The 22,575-nt window shown below is 35.4% G+C and carries 22 protein-coding genes; 5 read left to right on the forward strand and 17 right to left on the reverse strand.

Going from position 1 to position 22,575, the window contains the following annotated elements; translation table 11 throughout:
* Positions 1-326 precede the first annotated feature (326 nt).
* From pflA to DN389_RS29280, 12 genes are all read right to left on the reverse strand, one after another.
* Positions 327-1,058 carry a pyruvate formate-lyase-activating protein gene (pflA, locus tag DN389_RS27160; protein WP_000589742.1) on the reverse strand — a complete coding sequence of 244 codons (732 nt, stop codon included), beginning with the start codon at positions 1,056-1,058 and terminating at the stop codon, positions 327-329.
* A 68-nt stretch (positions 1,059-1,126) separates the two neighbouring features.
* Positions 1,127-3,376, reverse strand: coding sequence for a formate C-acetyltransferase (gene pflB, locus DN389_RS27165; protein ID WP_098190899.1), 2,250 nt, complete (start codon positions 3,374-3,376; stop codon positions 1,127-1,129).
* Positions 3,377-3,716: 340 nt separating this feature from the next.
* Positions 3,717-5,264, reverse strand: coding sequence for a glycosyltransferase family 2 protein (locus DN389_RS27170; protein ID WP_149237782.1), 1,548 nt, complete (start codon positions 5,262-5,264; stop codon positions 3,717-3,719).
* Positions 5,257-6,222 (reverse strand): NAD-dependent epimerase/dehydratase family protein, encoded by a 966-nt coding sequence (locus DN389_RS27175; protein ID WP_060486943.1) that lies wholly within the window; start codon positions 6,220-6,222, stop codon positions 5,257-5,259. The genes DN389_RS27170 and DN389_RS27175 overlap by 8 nt, the downstream gene beginning before the upstream one ends.
* Positions 6,219-7,460 carry a nucleotide sugar dehydrogenase gene (locus tag DN389_RS27180; protein ID WP_098190897.1) on the reverse strand — a complete coding sequence of 414 codons (1,242 nt, stop codon included), beginning with the start codon at positions 7,458-7,460 and terminating at the stop codon, positions 6,219-6,221. Before DN389_RS27180 ends, DN389_RS27175 begins: the two co-directional genes overlap by 4 nt.
* A complete protein-coding gene (locus tag DN389_RS27185) occupies positions 7,453-8,997 on the reverse strand; it encodes a glycosyltransferase family 2 protein (protein WP_149237780.1) in 1,545 nt (514 codons plus the stop codon). The genes DN389_RS27180 and DN389_RS27185 overlap by 8 nt, the downstream gene beginning before the upstream one ends.
* Positions 8,998-9,010: 13 nt before the next feature.
* Positions 9,011-9,205, reverse strand: coding sequence for an LSm family protein (locus tag DN389_RS27190; protein ID WP_098190895.1), 195 nt, complete (start codon positions 9,203-9,205; stop codon positions 9,011-9,013).
* 16 nt (positions 9,206-9,221) lie between these two features.
* Positions 9,222-9,623, reverse strand: a complete 402-nt coding sequence (locus tag DN389_RS27195; protein ID WP_046953685.1) for an LSm family protein — start codon at positions 9,621-9,623, stop codon at positions 9,222-9,224.
* Positions 9,624-9,790: 167 nt separating this feature from the next.
* Positions 9,791-10,606 carry a sugar ABC transporter ATP-binding protein gene (locus DN389_RS27200; RefSeq protein ID WP_098190894.1) on the reverse strand — a complete coding sequence of 272 codons (816 nt, stop codon included), beginning with the start codon at positions 10,604-10,606 and terminating at the stop codon, positions 9,791-9,793.
* 239 nt (positions 10,607-10,845) lie between these two features.
* Positions 10,846-12,099: a serine hydrolase domain-containing protein gene (locus DN389_RS27205; RefSeq protein ID WP_088061664.1), complete on the reverse strand. Its 1,254-nt coding sequence runs from the start codon at positions 12,097-12,099 to the stop codon at positions 10,846-10,848.
* A 254-nt stretch (positions 12,100-12,353) separates the two neighbouring features.
* Positions 12,354-13,847 (reverse strand): N-acetylglucosamine-specific PTS transporter subunit IIBC, encoded by a 1,494-nt coding sequence (nagE, locus tag DN389_RS27210; RefSeq protein ID WP_000938876.1) that lies wholly within the window; start codon positions 13,845-13,847, stop codon positions 12,354-12,356.
* A 141-nt stretch (positions 13,848-13,988) separates the two neighbouring features.
* Positions 13,989-14,102, reverse strand: a complete 114-nt coding sequence (locus DN389_RS29280) for a transcriptional regulator (RefSeq protein WP_074651593.1) — start codon at positions 14,100-14,102, stop codon at positions 13,989-13,991.
* Between the two features lie 69 nt (positions 14,103-14,171).
* Between DN389_RS29280 and glsA the strand changes: the two genes are divergently transcribed.
* Together glsA and DN389_RS27225 are read left to right on the forward strand one after the other, a co-directional pair.
* Complete coding sequence (gene glsA / locus DN389_RS27220; protein WP_001149862.1) at positions 14,172-15,101, forward strand: glutaminase A; 930 nt, start codon at positions 14,172-14,174, stop codon at positions 15,099-15,101.
* A gap of 175 nt (positions 15,102-15,276) precedes the next feature.
* A complete protein-coding gene (locus DN389_RS27225) occupies positions 15,277-15,618 on the forward strand; it encodes a DUF3969 family protein (RefSeq protein ID WP_000766602.1) in 342 nt (113 codons plus the stop codon).
* A gap of 22 nt (positions 15,619-15,640) precedes the next feature.
* Here DN389_RS27225 and DN389_RS28570 read toward each other — a convergent pair whose 3' ends face one another.
* Positions 15,641-15,799 (reverse strand): hypothetical protein, encoded by a 159-nt coding sequence (locus tag DN389_RS28570; protein WP_000532409.1) that lies wholly within the window; start codon positions 15,797-15,799, stop codon positions 15,641-15,643.
* A 115-nt stretch (positions 15,800-15,914) separates the two neighbouring features.
* Positions 15,915-16,526, reverse strand: a complete 612-nt coding sequence (locus DN389_RS27230; RefSeq protein WP_000100745.1) for a manganese efflux pump — start codon at positions 16,524-16,526, stop codon at positions 15,915-15,917.
* Between the two features lie 130 nt (positions 16,527-16,656).
* Between DN389_RS27230 and DN389_RS27235 the strand changes: the two genes are divergently transcribed.
* Entirely contained in the window at positions 16,657-17,310 is a 654-nt protein-coding gene (locus DN389_RS27235) for a DUF1232 domain-containing protein (protein ID WP_001123723.1), read from the forward strand.
* A 99-nt stretch (positions 17,311-17,409) separates the two neighbouring features.
* On the opposite strand, the gene DN389_RS27240 is transcribed toward DN389_RS27235, so the two are convergent.
* The 3 genes from DN389_RS27240 to DN389_RS27250 all read right to left on the reverse strand — a co-directional run bounded on the left by DN389_RS27240 (position 17,410) and on the right by DN389_RS27250 (position 20,567).
* The gene (locus DN389_RS27240; RefSeq protein ID WP_142343587.1) at positions 17,410-18,732 is read right to left on the reverse strand and encodes an acetylornithine deacetylase; all 1,323 of its coding nucleotides are present in this window, start codon (positions 18,730-18,732) and stop codon (positions 17,410-17,412) included.
* 60 nt (positions 18,733-18,792) lie between these two features.
* Positions 18,793-20,214 carry an amino acid permease gene (locus DN389_RS27245; RefSeq protein WP_149237781.1) on the reverse strand — a complete coding sequence of 474 codons (1,422 nt, stop codon included), beginning with the start codon at positions 20,212-20,214 and terminating at the stop codon, positions 18,793-18,795.
* 98 nt (positions 20,215-20,312) lie between these two features.
* Positions 20,313-20,567, reverse strand: a complete 255-nt coding sequence (locus DN389_RS27250; protein WP_000784766.1) for a biotin/lipoyl-containing protein — start codon at positions 20,565-20,567, stop codon at positions 20,313-20,315.
* A gap of 274 nt (positions 20,568-20,841) precedes the next feature.
* On the opposite strand from DN389_RS27250, the gene DN389_RS27255 reads away from it, so the two are divergent.
* Positions 20,842-22,245: a sigma-54 interaction domain-containing protein gene (locus DN389_RS27255; RefSeq protein ID WP_098190891.1), complete on the forward strand. Its 1,404-nt coding sequence runs from the start codon at positions 20,842-20,844 to the stop codon at positions 22,243-22,245.
* 107 nt (positions 22,246-22,352) lie between these two features.
* A complete protein-coding gene (locus DN389_RS27260; protein ID WP_000063921.1) occupies positions 22,353-22,550 on the forward strand; it encodes a hypothetical protein in 198 nt (65 codons plus the stop codon).
* Positions 22,551-22,575 lie beyond the last annotated feature (25 nt).

Consider the following 22,575-nt stretch of genomic DNA (forward strand, 5'->3'; position numbering starts at 1 on the left):
TCTAATACTTCTCTTTCAGCTATGTACCTGTCGTGGATATGCAAAGCATATAAGATTGACCCCTTAATCCTATCTGTGCTCATATCTTTACATTATACTTTCCTATAAGAGCTTTCGCAATAACTTACAAATGTTCTCTATTCCATGATACTCACTCTTTTACTTCTTAATTCTTTTTACTATTTTGATTTCCCTTTACAATTATGTAAATTTCTCCACTTATTCCTTACAAAAATATGGATATTCTATTTTTAGTATACTCTTTTCTATATACATACTCTAGGTTTTATTGTAAAGAAAGTAAAAAGCCTAATCCAATATTTGGATTAGACTGCTTGTAAAATATGTCTTGCTTGCTCTACATTTTTTTCAGTAGGTGGTTCTACATTCGCGAGTGGATACTTATGCCCAAGTGCCTCCCATTTATATACCCCAAGCTTATGATATGGTAGCACTTCAACCTTCTGAACATTAGACAGGCTTTGAATAAAGCTAGATAATTTTTGTAGATCCTCTTCATTATCCGTAACACCAGGAACTAATACGTGTCTTACCCAAATTGGTTTATTTTTATCCGATAAATAACGAGCAAATTGTAAAATATGTTCATTTGGTTTCCCTGTTAATTTACGGTGTTTCTTTGAATCAATATGTTTCAAATCCAATAAAACTAAATCTGTGTAATCCATTAAAATATCTAGCTTATTTTGGAATTCTGGTTCTTCAGAATAACAACCACCCGAAGAATCAATTGTTGTATGGATTCCAACTTCCTTACATTTCTTAAATAATTCAATTAAGAAATCTAGCTGTAATAATGGTTCACCACCACTAACTGTTATACCGCCTCCAGAAGCTTCAATAAAAGGAAGGTAACATGTCACATCCTGCATTACTTCTTCAACTGTTATTTCTTTTCCTTTACCGATCTCCCACGTATCAGCATTATGACAGTATTGACAACGTAATAAACACCCTTGTGTAAATATGACATAACGAATTCCTGGGCCATCAACAGTACCACAAGACTCTACAGAATGAATTCTTCCTTTTATCATGTTACTTCCTCCTTTATTGAAGCAGCCCCCCTCTGCTATTTATAAAAAGCAGAGGGACACTTTTTCACTTACATACTTTCATGCATTGTACGATTAATTACATCGATTTGTTGTTCACGAGTTAATTTAATAAAGTTTACAGCGTAACCAGATACGCGAATTGTTAATTGTGGATATTTCTCAGGATGTTCCATCGCATCCATTAATGTTTCACGATTAAATACGTTAATATTTAAGTGATGGCCTTCTTTTACTGCATAACCATCAAGCATTGATACTAAGTTACGTACTTGTACATCATCTTCTTTACCAAGTGCTTTTGGAATAATAGAGAATGTATTAGAAATACCATCTTGTGCATCTTCATATGGTAATTTAGCTACAGATAATAATGAAGCTAATGCACCTTTTGTATCACGACCATGCATTGGGTTCGCACCTGGTGCAAATGGTTCTCCAGTACGGCGACCATCTGGAGTGTTACCAGTTTTCTTACCGTATACAACGTTAGATGTGATTGTTAAGATCGACATTGTATGAACAGAATTTCTGTATGTTTTATGTTTACGAAGTTTATTCATAAATGTTTTTACAAGATTTACAGCGATTTCATCTACACGGTCATCATTGTTACCGTATTTAGGGAAATCTCCTTCGATTTCAAAGTCAACTGCAATACCGTTTTCATCACGAATTGGTTTTACTTTTGCGTGTTTAATTGCACTTAAAGAGTCTGCTACTACAGATAGACCCGCGATACCTGTTGCCATTGTACGAAGAACATTTGTATCATGAAGTGCCATTTCAATACGTTCGTAGCTATATTTATCATGCATGTAATGAATAACATTTAATGTGTTTAAATATAGACCTGCTAACCATTCCATTGTCATATCAAACTTACGCATAACTTCTTCATAATCTAATACTTCAGAAGTAATCGGTGCGTACTCAGGACCAACTTGTGCTTTAGATTTTTCATCTTTACCACCGTTAATCGCATATAGTAATGCTTTTGCTAAGTTTGCACGTGCGCCGAAGAACTGCATTTGTTTACCAATTCTCATTGCAGATACACAACAAGCAATTCCGTAGTCATCACCGTAGTCAGCACGCATAATGTCATCATTTTCATATTGAATTGCTGATGTTTTAATAGACATTTTCGCACAGTAGTTTTTAAAGTTCTGCGGTAATTGTTTAGACCAAAGAACTGTTAAGTTTGGTTCTGGAGCTGGTCCTAAATTATCTAATGTATGCAAGAAACGGAATGAGTTCTTTGTTACTAATGGACGACCATCTAATGCTATACCACCGATAGACTCAGTTACCCAAGTTGGGTCACCAGAGAATAATTCATTATAATCAGGTGTTCTTGCAAATTTCACAAGACGTAATTTCATAATGAAGTGATCCACAATTTCTTGTACTTCTTCTTCTGTTAAAGTACCATTTGCTAAATCTCTTTCAATATAAATATCTAAGAATGTAGAAGTACGTCCAAGACTCATTGCAGCTCCATTTTGCTCTTTAATTGCTGCTAGATATGCGAAGTATAACCATTGGAATGCTTCTTGTGTATTTGTTGCAGGCTTAGAAATATCAAAGCCATGAGAAGCAGCCATTTGTTTTAACTCTTGAAGTGCACGCATTTGCTCAGATAACTCTTCGCGTAAACGCATTGTATCTTCGCTCATTACACCGCCAGTTAAATTCAAATCAGCTTTTTTCGCTTCAATTAAATGATCAATACCATATAATGCTACGCGTCGGTAGTCACCGATAATACGTCCACGTCCGTATGCATCTGGAAGGCCAGTAATTACACCTGATTTACGAGCCGCTTTCATTTCTGGTGTGTATGCATCAAATACACCTTGATTATGCGTTTTTCTCCAGTCTCTGAAAATACGACTAAGTTCTTTATCCATTTCGTATCCATAAGATTCACAAGCTTGTTCCGCCATACGAATACCACCATATGGTTGTAAAGAACGTTTAAATGGTTTTTCAGTTTGGAAACCGACTACTTTTTCAATATCTTTATTTAAATATCCTGGTTCATGTGATGTAATAGAAGAAACAATTTTTGTATCCATATCAAGAACGCCACCGTTTTCACGTTCTTTCGTTGTTAAATCCATTACTTGATCCCAAAGTTGTTTCGTTGCTTCAGTTGCTCCCGCTAAGAAAGATTCGTCTCCTTCGAAAACGTTTACATTATTTAAAATGAAATCGCGAACATCAATCTCTGCTTTCCATTTTTCACCTTTAAAGTTTTCCCATGCGTTTTTAACATTTTCTAATACTTGAGTCATCCTAATCTCCTCCATTTTTGATTAGTACAGGACTAAGATTTTTTATATAACAGCTTACACACTTAGAATACTACTTTTTTGTTAAAGTGAACGAAATAGTTGTGACATGTTTGTGAAATGTTGAGCAAACTACTATATGCATAGTGTTAACTTCACTTAAAAGTCTTTATAATTAACCCTTTCCTTAATTGTATTTTTTTGGTATCCTTATATACGAGTCCTATTTTGTAATATAAGAACAATACCCATTGTAGAGCTGTAATACTCTTATCTCCTAGTCTGTTATAGTTTTTATAACAGAACAAAAAAAGTGTACATATGTTGTACACTTTTTTTGTTACTACTCTAAAACATCTCTTTTTCTATTCCCATCATAGAATCCACCACGGCTACCTTCTAATACAATTAATTGCTCTAATCCTTCTATATGATCACCTATAATTCGCAAGACAGCTGGAGGATGACCTATTTTTGCAAAATGTTCACTGGGACGAATGCGGTTCATCTTATCGACCTCTACACGACTTACACACGCAATTTCGAATCCTGAAAGAATAGCTTTCACTTGCGCTACGCAAGGTGACAATAAAGACCTATACCCAATTGATTTCAAACACTTCTGGCTAAACGCATTAGGTACAGCGATAAGAGATCCTACTCCTAAATCTTTTCTATCACAAGCTAAATTTAATACATATTTAAATGCAGTTACAAGATGAAGCGGTACTCTTAAATCTAAATAATGATTTAGATCATTTAATGCGACATCCATTCCATCTGCAATAGCTTTTGCAAATGGATATAGCTCACTAGCTGGAATAACAAAATCACCGTCTATAAATAATACAATTTCTCCTTTGGCGAAATAAGTCCCAAGTGAACGTCCCACATCGTTGCCAAGTGCTTCTTTATATACAATTGTTGTTGCTCCCTTGTCTTTTGCAATCGTTGCTGTTTTATCAGACGAACCATTTACAACAACGATAATTTCAAAAGGTTCAATTTTGCGGAGCTCTTCTATAACGTTTCCAATCGTCTTCTCTTCATTTTGTACAGGAATGACGACCGATAATTGCTTTCCTTTATACAATTTAGATGTAACGCCCCATCCTTGATAAAAATCTTCGAAATCTAAAGTATGATAGACACTATCTCTTTTCCTATTTCCATCACAATACCCTCCGCGCTCATCGCTACCTACTATTCGCTCCGCTACAGCTTCTATATGATCACCTATCATCCGTTTTTCAGATTGCGAAAGACCCGTGCCGTACGCAGCATGCTCGGTCGGCCGAAATTTATTTGGCGTAATAACGTCAATTGCACAATGCCGACTAATTCTCCATTCACTTTGAACGAGGCGTAAATGAGCCAAAATAGGATTAACAAAACATTCATATCCGATGCTTTGAACGACCTCTTTCGTCAGCGCATGAGGTGCATCTAATAAGGAATCAATTTTTAATTCTTCACGCTCTAACATTGCATTTAATATTTGGCGCCATACTGTCACGGCGTGCGGTTTTTGTTTCTTTAAAAATAATGCGTCCAAATTATTTAAAACGATGTCGGCCTGATCATGTAAAATCGGATTAAGGAATAATTGTAATTTTGAAGTTTGAATAGCAAAATCTCCATCTATAAATAGTAATACATCACCTATCGCGTGTTTTGCGCCAATCGCGCGGCCAACATCGTTCCCTAGTAGCTCTATATACTTGATTACTTTACACCCTAAACGATCAGCAACCTCTTCTGTACCATCGTTACAACCGTTTGCTACTACAATAATCTCTATTGGATTTAATCCTTTTGCCGATTGGATAACATCTGAAATCGTTTCAGCTTCATTACATACAGGTATAATGACCGATAGTGACTTAGCCATTATTTTCTTCACGGAACCACTTAATAGTTTCTTTCAATCCTTCTTCCCATGTTACTTCTGCTTGAAACTGAACAAGTTCTCTTAATTTCGCAACATCTGGTCTTCTATTTGGAATTTCTTCAAAGCCATGTGGGTACACCTCTTCAAAAGGAACTTGAACAATCTTTGAAGAGGATTTCGTTAGCTTTTTAATTACTTCTGCCACTTCTTTTATACTCTTTTCATTGTCAGAACCTATGTTAATAATTTCACCATTTACCTTCTCATCCATCGCTCGAATCGTTGCCTCTACCGCATCACTTACATACGTAAAACAACGTGTCTGCTCTCCATCTCCATATACGAGAATGTCTTCTCCTTGCAAAGCCGCACTAATAAATCGTGGGATTACCCCTGCATACGGACCATCTTTCGCTCTTGGACCATAAATATTAAAATAACGAACAATCGTTACCGGTAAACCTTCTAATGCGTATCCTAAACATAATGTTTCTTCTAATGTTTTACACACTGCATAACTCCAGCGTATTTTAGAAGTTGCCCCGTATAATCGATCTCCCTCTTCAGAGAAGGGTGGCTTTGCCTTACCATATACTTCTGAAGTAGAAGCAAAGACCACTTTCTTCTTTTCTTTTAGCGCTGCTTGTAAAATGTTTCTCGTTCCATCAAAATTCGTTTCAATAAGCTCTATACTCTTTTCCATTGTCGTTTTCACGCCTAAAATTGCTGCTAAATGAAACACTACATCATGTTGGTTTACTAATTCATAAATAGAATTTTTATCTAAAACACTTATTGGAATAACTCGAATTTCTTTCATTAACTCATCATGATATTTATTTTTCCCTTTATAGAAGTTATCAACGATCGTAACCCCATACCCTCTTTTCACCAGCTCTTCAGCTAAATGTGAACCAATAAATCCTGCTCCACCTGTAATTAAACATTTCTTACTCATACACTCACCTTCTTTATAATTCCACGTGTATCTATTACTCGCTTCATACCTTTAAAAAGCTTCCAATCGATATTAGAGTGATCAGTTAAAATTAATATACAACCCGCTTGTTTAACGGCATGTTCATCCAAAGAAACAGATTGGTACACCTTGCCTTCAAACTTTGCAGAAGAAATATATGGATCGTGATATTCGATTTCATATCCTTCTTTTAGTAACAATTCAATAATTGGTAAAGCCGGTGATTCTCTCAAATCATTTACATCTTTCTTATATGCAATTCCTATAATTAAAACTGATGCAGGTGATTGCACCATGCCTTTTACTTTCCGGACTATTTTCTCTGGCATTTCTTCATTAATCACATGTGCAGCCTCAATTAATTGACTAATTTCCCCATTCCTTTTTATTCTCCATTGGAAATATAAAGGATCTACTGGAATACAATGTCCTCCTATTCCTGGTCCTGGCCAATATGGGGTAAATCCAAACGGTTTTGTAGATGCGGCTTCAATCGCCTCATAAAAATCAATTCCTAAACTTTCACATAGTGTGTTTAACTCATTTACTAATGAAATATTGACTAGGCGCTGAATATTTTCAAATAACTTACACATTTCCGCTACTTTCGGAGAACTAACTGGAACAACGACATCAAATGTAGTGCTATACAACTCCTGAACTTTTTGTTTACACTTTTCTGTTTGTCCACTAATAACTTTTGGAATCGTTTGAACAGAATAGTGACTATTAGCCGGATCAATTCTCTCAGGGGAATATCCGATATAGAAATCTTCTCCTACCTTTTTACCTGTTTGAGAAATAATAGGAATGATAACTTCCTCGAGTGTACCTGGATATGTGGAGCTTTCAAAAATGAAGGTTTGTCCTTTTTGAAGGTTTTGTTGTATATAATGTGAGGCTGAAATGAGGGCACTTAAGTCTGGTTCTCTTTGTTCATTAATCGGCGTCGGGACAGTAACAATAACATAATCACTATTTTGAAAATCAGCAATGCCTTGATCCGGTGTGTTCACTATTAATTTTTTTTTCACCAATAAACTTTGTAACTCTTTAGAAGAAACATCCGGAATATAGCTTTCTCCTTTTATAATTGATTCTATTTTTCTAATATCTTTATCTAACCCAAGTACTGTATGCCCTCTCTCTGCAAAATGGACTGCTAAAGGAAGGCCAACATACCCTAAGCCAATAATAGCTACTTTACTACTATTCATTTGTATTCTCTTCTTCCCTTCTCAATTGTTGAATGATATCTCTATCTCTATCTCCATCCGTAAAGCCACCGCGTTCGTCTGTACATTGTAATAAATACGCAATCGCCTCAATTTGATCACCGAAAATACGATCAAATGCTGAAATACGCCCATTTACAAATTCGTGTTGCTCTGGACGTACTCGATTTGTTTTTATAACATCTACTAACTCTACTGCTGTAATAGAGAATCCTTCTAAAATAGCTTTCACCTGAGCTAATGGAGGAATCACAAGAGAATCATAACCAATTTTCTCTATTACTTTTTTATGCATAGCGTGTGGTACTGCTGTTAATGAGTTATTCCATAAATCTGGTCGCTTCGCTATCAAATTCACAAAATATTTTCCCATGCTAATTGGATCTGCTGGATGAAACATATCTAATAAACACTGTAAATCATTTAATGCCACATCACTTCCATCTTCAATAGCACGCAAAAATAGAATTAAATTTGTTGCTGGAATAATAAAATCACTATCAACAAATAAACAAATATCTGCCGTAGCATACATGGCCCCTATCGCCCGTGCTACATTATGCCCAAGCACTTCATCCAACTCAACAACAATAACATTCTCTAGCTTTACTTGTTTAATGGTCTTTACGGCAGCTCCATTCACAACAACTATAATTTCATCTACACCTGCTTTTTTCACTTCTTGTATAACAGACCTTATAGTTGTTTTCTCTTCTGATACTGGGATAATGGCACTATATTTCGCTTTTTTCTTTTGTAATAAAACTGGTTTATACTTTCCTACAAACTCCCTATCTTTATTGCCCTCTGAAAAACCACCGCGATTACCGTATGTTTCGATTACGTATTGTAAAGCTCGCAAATGATCACCCATAATACGACTAGTCGCTTTCGGATAAGGAGAGCCAGGTGATGTGCCCGTATGGACAGGACGAACTTTATTTGTGTAAATGACATCAACTGAAGCCATATCAGAAATATCTACTCCTCTAGACATCGCCATCGCTTGAAATAGTGCTGGATTCGCTAAATTCCACCACCCTAGTTCTTCAATCACTTCACGACTTATCGCATGTGGTATCGCAATTAAAGACCCTACAACAAATTCTTTTTTGTTCAAATAACGGTTTAACATATATTTTCCAACCGTCGTATAATGCGGTCTCATCTTCAAATAAACGGACCATGTTAAATTATTTAAAACAATCTCATGTCCTTGCTGTATTCCTTTAATAAAATTGTATAATTCTTCACTTTTCATGACGATATCGCCATCTAAAAATAAAACAATTTCACCTTTTGCTTCTCTAGCACCAATTGCCCGTCCCACATCATTACCAAGAGAATATCTATAATAAATCACACGGCAATTATGCTGTAACGCTATTTCTTTCGTACCATCTGTCGATCCATTATCTACTATGATAATTTCATATGGTTCCAACTTCCTTACTTCTACTAAAACTTTTGATAAAGTACTTGCTTCATTATGCACTGGAATAACAACTGACACTCTCATACTTGTATCACGCTTACCCTTCCAAGCGAACATAAGCAATAATCGGAATACGTACAACTACATCTTCTGGTGGTCCATAAGAAGGAGAAGTACGAACAATTACTACCCCATCCGTCACAGATAAAAGAACGCCTGCAATGATTTCTACAGCTGTCACAACTTGCACTAGTTCACCAACATGGTTACGTAATTCATCAGTAAATAACATATATAACTCTCCTTTCTTACGCTTCTTTAATTGATATAATACTTGTAAATGGTAATAAAACTTCTGTTCCTATTCCTTCTTGCAGTGTTAAGAAATCATCACCAACTGCTACAATCACACCCGTTAACTGTCCAACTGTCACAGTAATCTCTACGTTTTTACCCAAATACTGCTCTGCAATTTCTTTAAAAGGTGATGTATTACATTCTTTTAAAATGTTACAAATAATAGATTGAAATCTACTTGATTCAATAACTTCTTCCGTAGCTTGCTTAGAGTTTCTTTGAATAAATCTCGCGAAGTTTTGTGAAAATAAAAGTCTCTCCACAGCAGGCAATAACTTATTATCTAAAAAATAATCTAATTGTCTATTAAACAATCTCGATAGCTTTTTCCAATACTTACCGAACAAACACATACACTTCTCCTCCTATTATTTTTAAAGTATAAAAACACATCCATACATCTTAATGTATACAGAGCAGGCTTTTTTTGTGATAGGTAAGGCATACATTTTTCAAAGAAACCATCTTTTCTAGTCACACAAAAAAGATAGATGGTATCCCATCTATCTTTATGTATATTTTAATTTTTAATTGTAACAATGGCAGCTGCACTATAATAAACCGCTCGTGGTAATTCTGCCTGTTCACTTATAGAAGCTGTAACAAGTGAACCACCACTTGCCGAGAAATACTTAACAGCTTCTAAAGGAATACCATCTTCTTTTACATCAATATGCGTTCCATCTCGCCAATCTATTTTCTGCATTGTTGCTGAGAAATCGCCAGCCACTTTACCAATTTCTTCACCATCTATCCCTAAAAAGGTCCATTCCCACTTTGTTAAACTTAGTACTTGTTTCAACTCTCCAATTTTCTTTCCATCTATATTAGAAAAAGTATAGAAGTTTCGTACTCCCATCTCCTTTTGAACACGCAACAATCTTTCTCCCGAGCGATTATATAAATAAAATTGTTGCTTATGTAGTCCCTTTAAAAGAAAAGAAAGTACAACTTGCCATACACGTTGAATAACAAAATCATACTCTTCTTTTAAAAAACCTAATGCACTGCCATCTAATCCAAAGTACGTTATTACTTGAAATATCCCTACCTCTTTACGAACAACAAATTTTTGTTGCTCAAATAATTCGGAATTCTCTATATTATAAATTTCCTTTTTAAGTATTTTTGATCTTCGTTTTTCCATAAAGCTATATATGAATAATCCAAATGCCGGTATTACAACACTTATTAATTTCAAATTTTCTTTCTCCGAAGTGAATAGCGTCCCTTTTTTATATTCCATCACTAATACAATTGTGACAATAACCCATACAATAATAGATACAAAAAAAATGCGTTTTGCATTACGTGCGTGATGCCTATCTATACTCATACTCCTCCTCCTTTTCCATTTATCCCGCTATTCGCCGGGCAGTAAGACCCCCACTTCAAAATTCAGCGAAAGCAAAGAAGTTAGGTGGGGGATCGACTGCCCGTAAAAGCCCGATTGGTGAGGGCTAATAATCAGTGAGGGATGAAGAATCCCCCACTGATTAAAGTTTCACTTTATTTCATTATCCCATTGCCCCTACACTTCCTCAATAAAAAAAGACTATCCAATAGGATAGCCTCTTACACTTCAATATTTCGCAACATCGTATAAATGTCGTTATTCACTTTACCAAACGATTTAATATTATTTTGAATGTTAGATAATAAAACGACATACACACTTCCGTTTTTGCTAAATCCATTTAAACAATTCCATCCTGGCATTACACCGTGATTCGAATAACTTCCCGGGTCTACATACCAACCAAATCCGTAATCCTTTTTCACAGCCGTAAACATTTGATTATAACTCTCTTTTGAAATCAGCTTTCCAGAGAAGAGTGCTTCATTAAATAAATATAAATCATGTGCACTTGTATATATATCACCACAACCATATAGTTGTGACATACTTGGAATATTAGGTGTTGTCATATTGTTATTTACTATTTTATAACCTGTTGATGGGAACCTTGTTTGCTCTAACGCTTTACCGAAACCAGAATGTTTCATACCCGCAGTAGCAAAAATATGTTGTTTAATATAGTCTTCTAACGGTTGTCCACTTACCTTCTCAGCGATATAGGCGAGTATCGAATAGTTCGAATCGGAATATTTCCATTTCTCTCCTGGGCTCCCAACACGCTTTTGCTTTCCTATTCGTTTTATCAGTTCTTCATGAGAAATATCCTCTGTTCCTTGCTCATACTCTGGAATTCCTGATGTATGTGTTAGTAAATGCTTTAACTGAATCCCATTACCTTGAGGGAAATCTGGAATATACTTTGCAACCGTATCCTCTACATTTAATTTATTTTGATCCTTTAATTGCATAATAGCAGTCGCTACAAATGCCTTTGAAATAGAACCAATATAAAAAGTTGTCTCTGAATTATTCGGTACTTGTTTCTCTTTGTTCGCCATACCGTATCCTTTATTCAAAAGAACTTTTCCGTTCTTCACAATAACAGCTGTCCCGCTAAATCCTGCGTTTTGTAAATATTGATCTAATTGAGCGTTTTCATTAATTTCTTGAGGTGGTCCCTCAGCAGGCTTTTCCACAGCTTGTGCTTGCTTCACTTGTTCTTCTTGTTCTTCCTGCTCTTTTTGTTTTTGTGCTTCTTGTTTCTTTTTTTCTTCTTCTTTCTTTTTCAGCTCTTCTTGTTTCTTCATTTCTGCCGCTGCTTTTAAAGTTTCTTCTTTCTTATTATGCGCAACAATTTTTGTATACATGAAATATACAAGTGAAAATAGTAAGACGAGAATGATTGTTCTTTTTATGTATACAATCGGCCGACGTGCTTTCCCATTCGCATTATTTTTTTCCTGATCCATGATTGCTTTTTTCCCCTTACTCACCAATAATTTACTTCCTCTACTAAAGATTTATTTTAGCAGATTATGGATACTCTATTCTATATCATCCCTACTTTATCACGCACTGCACATATTACCAACCTATATGTATAAAAAAGAAAAAGAAAATTTACAAAAGTAAGATTCCCGTTAAATTGTTAACATAAAAAAGAGAATATCCTCTAAAAAAATTGATGTTATCAATCTTTTGGGATATCCTCTTATCTCATTATTTATACGTGTTTTTTCATATCATCGGCAACAGATTCAACATTTGTACCTACGATAACTTGGACACTCGTGTTACTTAATTTCATAACACCTTTTGCACCAGCACGTTTTAATGCTGCTTCGTTTACTTGACCAGCATCTTTCACTTGTAAGCGTAGACGTGTTGCACAGTTATCAATAACTGTTAAGTTTTCTTTTCCACCTAAAGCTGCTACGTAAGTTTCACCAATTGAACCTGCAACTGGAGCTTCTTCACCTTCAGCTAGTTCCTCTTCGTCTTCACGACCAGGAGTTTTTAGGTCGAACTTCTTAATTAAGAAGTAGAATACTACAAAGTAAATTGCTGCGTAAATTAAACCGATTCCTGCTAGTAACAATGGTTTTGTTGCAATACCGAAATTTAAGAAGTAATCGATTGCTCCGGCACTAAATGAGAAACCATCGTGAATGCCGAGTGTTGTTGTAATGAATAGAGACAGACCTGTTAATACAGCATGAATTCCATATAATACTGGTGATAAGAACATGAATGAGAATTCAATTGGTTCTGTAATACCAGTTAAGAATGAAGTTAATGCTAGACCACCTAACATACCTGTAACCATTTTACGTTTTTCTGGTTTAGCAGCTGCAATCATTGCGAAACATGCTGCTGGTAAACCGAACATCATGATTGGGAAGAAACCAGTCATAAACATACCTGCTGATGGATCTTTTGCAAAGAAGCGTGCAATATCACCATGAACGATATCGCCAGCTGCATTTGTAAAGTCACCAAGTACGAACCAGAAGTATGTGTTCATTACGTGGTGTAAACCGATTGGAATTAATAAACGGTTTAATAATCCGAATAAACCAGCACCAATTGAACCTAAGTTCACGATGCCATGTGCTACTGAATCAATACCACTTTGAATCGTTGGCCAAATTTGACCGAATACTAATCCTAAAAGAAGCATTACGATTGAAGTAATGATTGGTACGAAACGTTTTCCTGCAAAGAATCCTAACCATTCTGGTAGTTTAATCTTATGGAATTTGTTGTATAGTAATCCCGCAACAACCCCTGCAATAATACCACCGAGTATGGCCATATTAATTTTCGGTGTTAACGCCGCTGCTTTTGAAACCTTTGTCATTGTATCTGCTAATTTAGTTGGATCTACTGAACCTACTAAATCTTGAACACTTTTTAATTTATCATTTAACTCTGCTGCTGAATATGTCTTACTTAGAGCATTCGTTGTATTTTGTAAAACAAGATATCCGATTGCTCCGGCAAGTCCAGCTGCTCCACTACCATCAATAGACAAACCGATTGCAACACCAATTGCAAAAATAAGTGCTAAATTATCAAAAATTGCTGCACCGGCCTGTGCCATAACAGGAATGTTAAATACGTCTTCTTGTCCTAAACGAAGCAATAATCCTGCTGCTGGTAGTACGGCGATTGGAAGCATTAATGCTTTACCAATACGTTGTAGAAACTGCAACATTTTAATTCCCCCTATCAAATTTATGAAATCGTTATCATTATAAGTACGCCTTAGAAAACGCTTTCTATTTACATAACCATAATAACATATAGTTGTATAGATGTGTAGTTTTTATTTTTGAATTTTTTATGGATAAATCTCCTATTTCCAAACTGTTATATAAAAGGAAAATTCTCCTTTTTTAATATAGAATACTCGAAACGAAATACCTACTATAGAACATGTAACTTTCGTTTTATCATTCCACCTTTTCATGTTATTATTTATTTCCGAGCATATCGGGAAAAGTAAACGTAGTTAATTCGAAATAGGAGCGTTGGTACTATGCAGTGCATTGAAACAAACAACTTACAACAGTTGTTAGAACAAGTAAAACCATATACGAAAAAAGGAAAGCTTGCTACTTATATCCCCGAACTAGGAAATGCAAATCCAGACGATTTAGGGATTGCCATTTTCCATAAAGAAACCGAATATATCCATGCTGGCAACTCACAAACACTATTTACTCTTCAAAGTATTTCAAAAGTAATTACACTTGCACTTGCCCTTTTAGATCGTGGTGAAGAATATGTATTTTCTAAAGTTGGAATGGAACCAACTGGTGATCCATTCAACTCTATTATTAAGTTAGAAACAACAAGTCCATCCAAACCACTTAATCCAATGATTAATGCGGGAGCACTAGCTATTACAAGCATGTTAACAGGAAAAGATAATGAAAAAAAAATGGAGCGCATCCTTCATTTTGTACGTGAAATAACAGATAATCCTACCATTAATTATTCTTCTAAAGTTGCCAATTCAGAATTAGAGACAGCTTACTTAAACCGTTCACTTTGTTACTACATGAAACAAAACGGAATTATCGATTGTGACATCGAAGAACTTATGGATTTATACACTCGACAATGTGCAGTTGAAGTAAACTGTATCGATTTAGCACGTATCGGCTTAATTTTTGCGATGGATGGATATGATCCATATAAGAAAAAACAAATTATCCCTAAACATATTACAAAAATCTGTAAAACATTTATGGTTACATGTGGTATGTATAACGAGTCTGGTGAATTTGCGATCCGCGTTGGTATCCCCGCAAAAAGCGGCGTAGCTGGTGGCATTTTCGGCTGCGTAAAAGGAGAAATGGGAATTGGCATTTTCGGACCGGCTTTAGATGCAAACGGAAATAGTATCGCTGGTTTTAAAATTCTTGAACTTCTTTCTGCTCAAGAAGGTTGGAGCATTTTTTAATTCAGAGTTATCCTGCTATACTAGCAGGATTTTTTTCATTTCATAAAAACCTCAACTTTATCCGCTATCCATCCCCTTACAAAACAGTACTAAAAGTTTCTCTATATCATGCATATTTGCTCCCCCCTCCTGAATAATATAGTACAACCTAGCGCTATATGTGGAGGTGTGAAAGATGAAACTAATATTTCAAATGGAAAAACAGCCTGTTCTTGAAAAAACAATTCTTCTTTTTATATTGAGTATTGTAGAAAGCTTGAAGTTAAAAGTGGTTTCACTCGATGAAGCTCACCGATACATATTCAATTTAGAAGTACTTGAACTACTAATGGATCGGAACATCGATGATCAAGTACTTGAACTTATTCATTTCGGAATGGGACTTGAAGACATTCATCATGTGCTTCCTGAAGAACTTGAACATACTATCGAAGAATTAAAGTGGCTTTGCATTCAAGTTTTAAGTGAGTACAGTATGCATGAAGAATCGGAACAACTAATTGAAGATATACGTTGAAAAAGCACCTATGTAGGTGCTTTTAATGTTTTTTTAAACTATTTTTATACGCCTCAATATTTACTGGTAGCTCTTCCTCTTCTAAAGTATGTTCATTTACATCTTTATGAATAAACGCACCTTTAGGCGGTTGATGGTCATGCCCTTTTTTCTTATGATCAAATGCTTTTCCGCGTCCCATACGGATCACCCTTTCTTTAAAAGAAATCCGTATTAGTATGGAGAAAAGTACGTCGATATATGCAATCCTTTGCCATATTTCCAAGGAAATACTCGAACATTGTTTTCTATTCTCCTCACAATAACTGATCTATCCCAATAAGAATTAATAGCACGCCCGCAATAACAGTAGCCCATTTCCCTAAGTATTCTGCTAAAAATCGTTTTCCTACATAAGCAAAACCACTAATACAAATAAAACTAAACACCCCAGAAATAGTTGCTGTAAGCCACAGATTCAAGTTTGTGACCCCAGCGTCAAATCCACCTGCAATATTATTAATAGACAACGCAACCCCTAAAACAATTGCTTCTGAAAAACTAATTGTTTTAGAACCATCAAAATCTGCTTTTTCTGGATCACGTAAAATGCCCATAAGTACATTACCATCTTTAGAACCTACAGTATTTCTTTGCCCCAAGAAAGGCTGGCACAAAATAAACACACCGATTATACCTAAAACGATTGCTCCAATTAGGTTTGCAGTAAACTCTGAAATAAATAACGCTATCCAGTTCCCAAAAAAGCCAGCTAATAAAGTAAATAAAAAACCAAAAAATGCGATGATAAAATTGTTAAGCCACGAAATTCGAATTTTACGAATGCCATATGCAATCCCAACACCTGCATTATCTAAATTAGAAGCAATACCGATTAAAAAAATTGAAAATAGACCTGCCGTACTCATAAACAGCCACCCCTTTTTCTCACTTTTCAATGCATATTATGAAAATGTTGAGCAACTGTGCCTGTCTGTTTCATATACATGTAAGAAATGCTCAACATTTTTTCAACAATAAAAAAGGAGTGCCTTCACTATGCCTAAAGAAAACCCAAATGAGCGGCTTAGTACATTAATAAAAAAACTTTTAAAAGAACGTGCCTTATCCATGCGTCAATTAGGAATGCATACAAATATTGATCCCGCAACAATCTCAAGAATTATGAATGGTAAACAACCGCCAAAACAAAAACATCTACAAAAATTTGCAGAATGTTTGCAAGTTCCACCCCAATTGTTATTTGATGAAATGTATCCTGATTCTCCTCACATTAATAAAGAAAAGACGGATATGTACACATCTCTTGATACAATTCAGCAAACGCTGCAATCCTCTAACTTATTCGATTTTGACTATACAACAACTCGCGTAAAACAAGAACTTGAAAACTATGAACGCTATGCTCAGACAACAGAAGGTGAAAAACGTATTCATGAAAGTTTCGCGAGTAAATTAGAACAAATTGATAGCGCTGGTCCTTTTATTGAACAATTAACCGATATGTATCAACAATTTTGCAATGAAACTATCTCAAAAGAAGAGCGTGCAGTTCTTGGAGGCGCATTACTGTATTTCATTTTATCGACAGATATTATTCCCGACTATCTCTTTCCAATTGGCTATTTAGATGATGCAATTGCTGTTGAATTAGCGAAAGAAAAATTAATCGAACTAAAACGAAAAACATAGAAAAATAAAGAACTATTTCAGTTGTTTCTGTTCAACTCTGAAATAGTTCACTAAAAAATCGTACAAGTATACATACCTGTACGATTTCAACACACTAATCTATTTTTTCGTGTGACACCATTCATATATAAATGCTGTTATTACTTTTGTAAATTTAATTAACTGTTCTACTTCAACTTTCTCATTTATTGAATGAGCTTCTTCTAATGTACCTGGTCCGTAAATAACAGCTGGAATATGAAATTCACTAAACCAACCACCATCCGTTACCGTTGCAGACATATCTAAAATTGCATTTTTAGATAGAATTGATTCGTGTACTGAGCTAAGAGTTTTTACTGCTTCATGTTCACTATCTACTTCTAAAGAAGGGAAAATTTCGCCACGATCCACAATCATTGATTCTCCGCCCCACTTAAATTGTGGTGGATTTTCACTTAACCATGGATCGGCAGCCGCTACTTTCTCAATATACTCTTCAATTTCTTTTATTATTTGTTCATGTGTTTCATTCGGATAGAAGTGCACCGTTATCCATAACCGGCACTCATCCGCAATAAATGCTGCATGCCGTCCGCCTTCAATAACAGCTGGGTTAATTGTTGTTGTTCCAGATGGATAACCTTCATATGTTTTCATAACTGCCCAATGACGCTCTAATTCTTGTAAACTTTGCACAATTTTCATCATTTTTTCAATCGCACTCGCTCCGAATAAACGTCCTCCAGCATGAATCATTTGCCTGCGTGTTGCATCATGAAACGTCTGGGGGCTTTTCACAGTAATCCATCCAGTAATTACGCCGCCCTGTCCTTGCATATGTAAATCACTTGTATCCACTACGACTGCAAAATCAGCATCATAACCTCTTTTGCAGCATTGAAGTGTACCTGCTTCTCCAACTTCTTCCCCAATTACTGATTGAAAGATTAAATCTCCAGGTAATTCAATTCCAGCTTCTTGTAACAGTTGAATAGCAAATAGTGCTCCAGCCAGTCCTCCTTTCATATCCGCCGCACCACGTCCAACTAACCAACCATCTTTTATAAATGGCTCAAACGGATTGGTTTCCCACGCTTCATCTACCGATACTTCTGCTACATCCACATGTCCATTAATAATAAGACTTTTATGTGTGTCACTTTCTAGCCCTTTTCTCACCCCAACAACGTTCGGGTCATTCGGATATACATCCCATTTATCAACACTAAAATTTCGTTTTTTTAGAAAATCTGCAACAAATTCTTGCGCCTCATTTGTGTTTCTCGCCGGCGGTGCTGGTGTTTCAAAACGAATTAAAATCTTTGTAAGCTCTAGTAACTCATCTTTTCGTAAATCAATCTGTTCTAATAGCTGTGAAACTTCTTGATTCATCGCTAGTTCCCCTTTGCATACATAGTATGTTTCCAGCTTTATTGTCACAAAAAAAGAGACTGTTTACAATTTTACAGTCTCTTTTTTTAGCATAAGTTTCTAATATATTTACAAACTTTCTGCCTCTGTTGTATTTGTTTTTTCAATATGTTCTACCTTACGTGCCTTATTTCTTGTCGCACGGTAAAACAGTAAACAAACAATCATAAATGGAATACCACAATATAATGCCATTCTTTGTTCTGGAATAAAAGCCATACCAACAATTACTGTTACATTTAATACTAACGCAAGCAGTGGTACGAATGGATACAGCGGTGTTTTAAATTTCAAGTCCTTCACATCCCCGCCCTGCTTAATGTATGACCTTCTAGCCAACAAGTTAGATAGAGCAATAGATGCCCAAACTAATATCGCCCCGAACCCGGCAATAGAAAGTAGCCATAAATAAACTGTATCTTCCGCATAAATACCTGATAGTAATGAAAGGCAACCTACAATTGTACTTACAATCAATGCATAAATAGGAACACCATTTTTAGATAACCTACCGAAAATTGGACTAATCATTCCTTGATTAGACATAGACCATAGCATACGAGAAGTTGCATATAATCCTGAATTCGCAACGGATAGAACCGCTGTAATAATAACGAAATTTATAATATCGGCTGCATAAGGAATACCAATTTTATCAAATACAACTACGAATGGACTTTCTATCACTCCCGCTTGCTGCCAAGGGAATAAGCCTGCAAGAATGAAAATAGATAATACAAAGAACACAAGTATACGCCAAACTGTATTATTAATTGCCTTCGGAATCGTTTTCTCTGGATTTTCACTCTCTCCAGCTGCAATACCAACTAGTTCCGTTCCTTGGAAGGAAAAATTAACTGCAATCATCGTAATTAAAATGGCTGATAATCCATTTGGAAACAACCCACCATAATCAGTAAAGCTAGAGAACATTGGTGCTGGTTCATTTCCTTTCATATCTAGAAAACCAAACATTGCTGCCCCGCCTAAAATAATAAATGCAATGATTGTAATTACTTTAATACTTGCAAACCAAAATTCAACTTCTGCAAAACTTCTTGAAGATAACGCATTGATAGCAAAGAGAAGCACCGCAAACGCTACACACCAAATCCATGACGGTACATCAGGAAACCATCGTTTCATTAAAATACTAACTGCAATCAGTTCAATACCTATCGTAGCAGACCAGTTTAGCCATGACATCCAGCCGACTACATAACCCGCTACAGGGGAAATGTGCTTTGTAGCATACGTTTGATAAGATCCTGCGTCAGGCATCGTAACAGCTAACTCTCCAAGACAGAGCATCGTTAAATACATAACAAATCCTCCAACAAGATACGCTACAATCGCTCCTCCAGGCCCAGCTTCATGAATTGTATACCCAGATCCCAAAAAAAGACCGGTACCAATAACTCCTCCAAGTGCAATCATAAATATGTGCCTGCTTTTCAATTCCCGTTTTAACCCTTGGTTTTGATCCATCATATAAATCCCCCCTTTTCCCTTTGGAAACCCACTCCATGTAAGCGTCTTTAAAATCAGTCATATTAAAAATAATTATTGAAAAGAGCAAACTACATAGATTAATCACTACCTGTTATTAAAAGATCATCCCTCACTGTTATTAATAACTTTTTATCAGCGATAGCTTGTCCTTCTACTACTTCTAATGATTCGATATACCCACTGATTCCTACCTTGATTTCTACTTTCTGTTTATCTATTGTTTCAATTAACGCTAATTTCTCCCACTCGTATACGTAAGAACTTTCCGTAACAAATAACTTCTCTACTTTCCCGTAACAAGGACTATACACGCCTTCTATAACCATCTTCACTTTATAAACTCCTCCTTCTTATTAATCGGTACTGAAACGTTGCATATCCCTCCTTTAGAGATTTCAACTATTATTTATGCAAAATGCGTACCAATCTCCAATTCCTATTTAAAATGAAGGTTTCTCAAAAAAAAATCTTCATAACCGCAAAATTTTTCTATCATTTGAGAAGTTTTAAAGGGAAAATAGCAAAAAAATTTTGCGATTTTATAAGAATTTTAATAAAATTATAAAAAGTCAGTCTTCATAGGGTGAAATGAGGAGAAAATAATCTATGCTTACAGAAGAAATTAATTTTAAACAGATCATTGAAATGAATATGCTATATGAAACTTTACTCAATGAGCTCGATATCGGGATTCATATTATTAATGAGGAAAGTAAAACGATTATCTATAACCGCAAAATGATGGAAATTGAATCAATGGAACGCTCAGATGTGCTATATAAAAGTCCTTTAGAAGTATTCGCATTTGAAGAAAATAAAAATAGTACTCTAATAGAGGCATTAAAATTAGGAAAAACAAACAAAAATATAAAACAAACGTATTTTAACAATAAAGGGCAAGAAATTACAACAATTAACAATACTTTCCCTATAATAGAAAACGGAAAAATTAAAGGCGCTATTGAAATTTCAACAGAGATTAGCCATTTCAAACAAACAATGAAAACGAACCTTTCTCGAAAACAAAATAATAAGTTTACCTTTGATCACATAATCGGTGATTCTAATGCTATTCAATCTGTCATTACAGAAGCAAAGAGAGTAATTCGTACATCCTCATCCATACTTCTCGTAGGAGAAACAGGGACCGGTAAAGAACTATTTGCACAAAGTATCCATAATGAAAGTCAACGTTCAACAAAACCATTTATTTCACAAAACTGTGCCGCTATACCTGATACACTCATGGAAAGCTTATTATTTGGTACGAACCGAGGTGCATTTACAGGAGCTATCGATAAAGCTGGTTTATTTGAAGAAGCAAATGGAGGAACTTTGTTATTAGATGAGATCAACTCATTAAGTCCAGCACTTCAAGCGAAGTTACTACGAGCTATACAAGAAAAAACAATACGAAGAATCGGAGGCACACAAGAAAAAGAAATTGATGTTCGTATTATAGCAACTATTAATGAAGATCCTCTTGAAGCTATTACACATAATCGATTACGGGAAGACTTATATTACCGATTAAGCGTCGTTACTTTATGTCTCCCGCCTTTACGTGAACGAAAAGAAGATATTCCTGATCTTGTGCAGCACTTTATCGAAAAGTACAACATTCAATTTGGACTTGGCGTAACGGATCTAGATGTACATGTAAGAGAATTCTTGTATGCATATGATTGGCCTGGAAACGTACGGGAATTGGAACATATCATTGAAGGTTCGATGAATTTAGTTGAAGATGAAAATATCATTACAGCGTTTCATCTTCCCACTCGCTTTCGTGAACAAATAAAAAAAGAATTCAATATGCAACCTTCCCTAACTAATAACGAGGATGATGCACCTAAAACGTTAAAGCACACAATAGAGACAATGGAGAAGAACTACATCAATCAAATTCTGACAGAGTATCACGGTAATATCTCACAGGCTGCAAAGTTTTTAGGATTAAGTAGGCAAAACTTACAATATCGAATTAAAAAATTGCATTTACACATATGAAATGAAACTTTAATCAAATGTAGGATGAATCCGCTTCCAAGTGCAAATGAAAACTTGGAAAAATATGCTACAATAAACATATAACATACTAGAAAGGAACGATATATATGAGTAATGATAACAAATTAAAGTTATTACAATACTTAGCCTTCTTCCCTACCCTTGTATGTATGATGTTACTAGTTGATATGAATGCTTATCCTTATGCAAAACTATTAGCAACAATTAGCGGCTCCTTTGCAGCTATTATGCTTGCTGCTTTTTGGAATTTGAAGATACGTATGAAGAAAGAAAAATCTTCTTAATGCCAAAACAATAACAAAATCGAGC

Source organism: Bacillus sp. AY3-1 (assembly GCF_008368785.1).
Lineage (GTDB): Bacteria > Bacillota > Bacilli > Bacillales > Bacillaceae_G > Bacillus_A > Bacillus_A wiedmannii.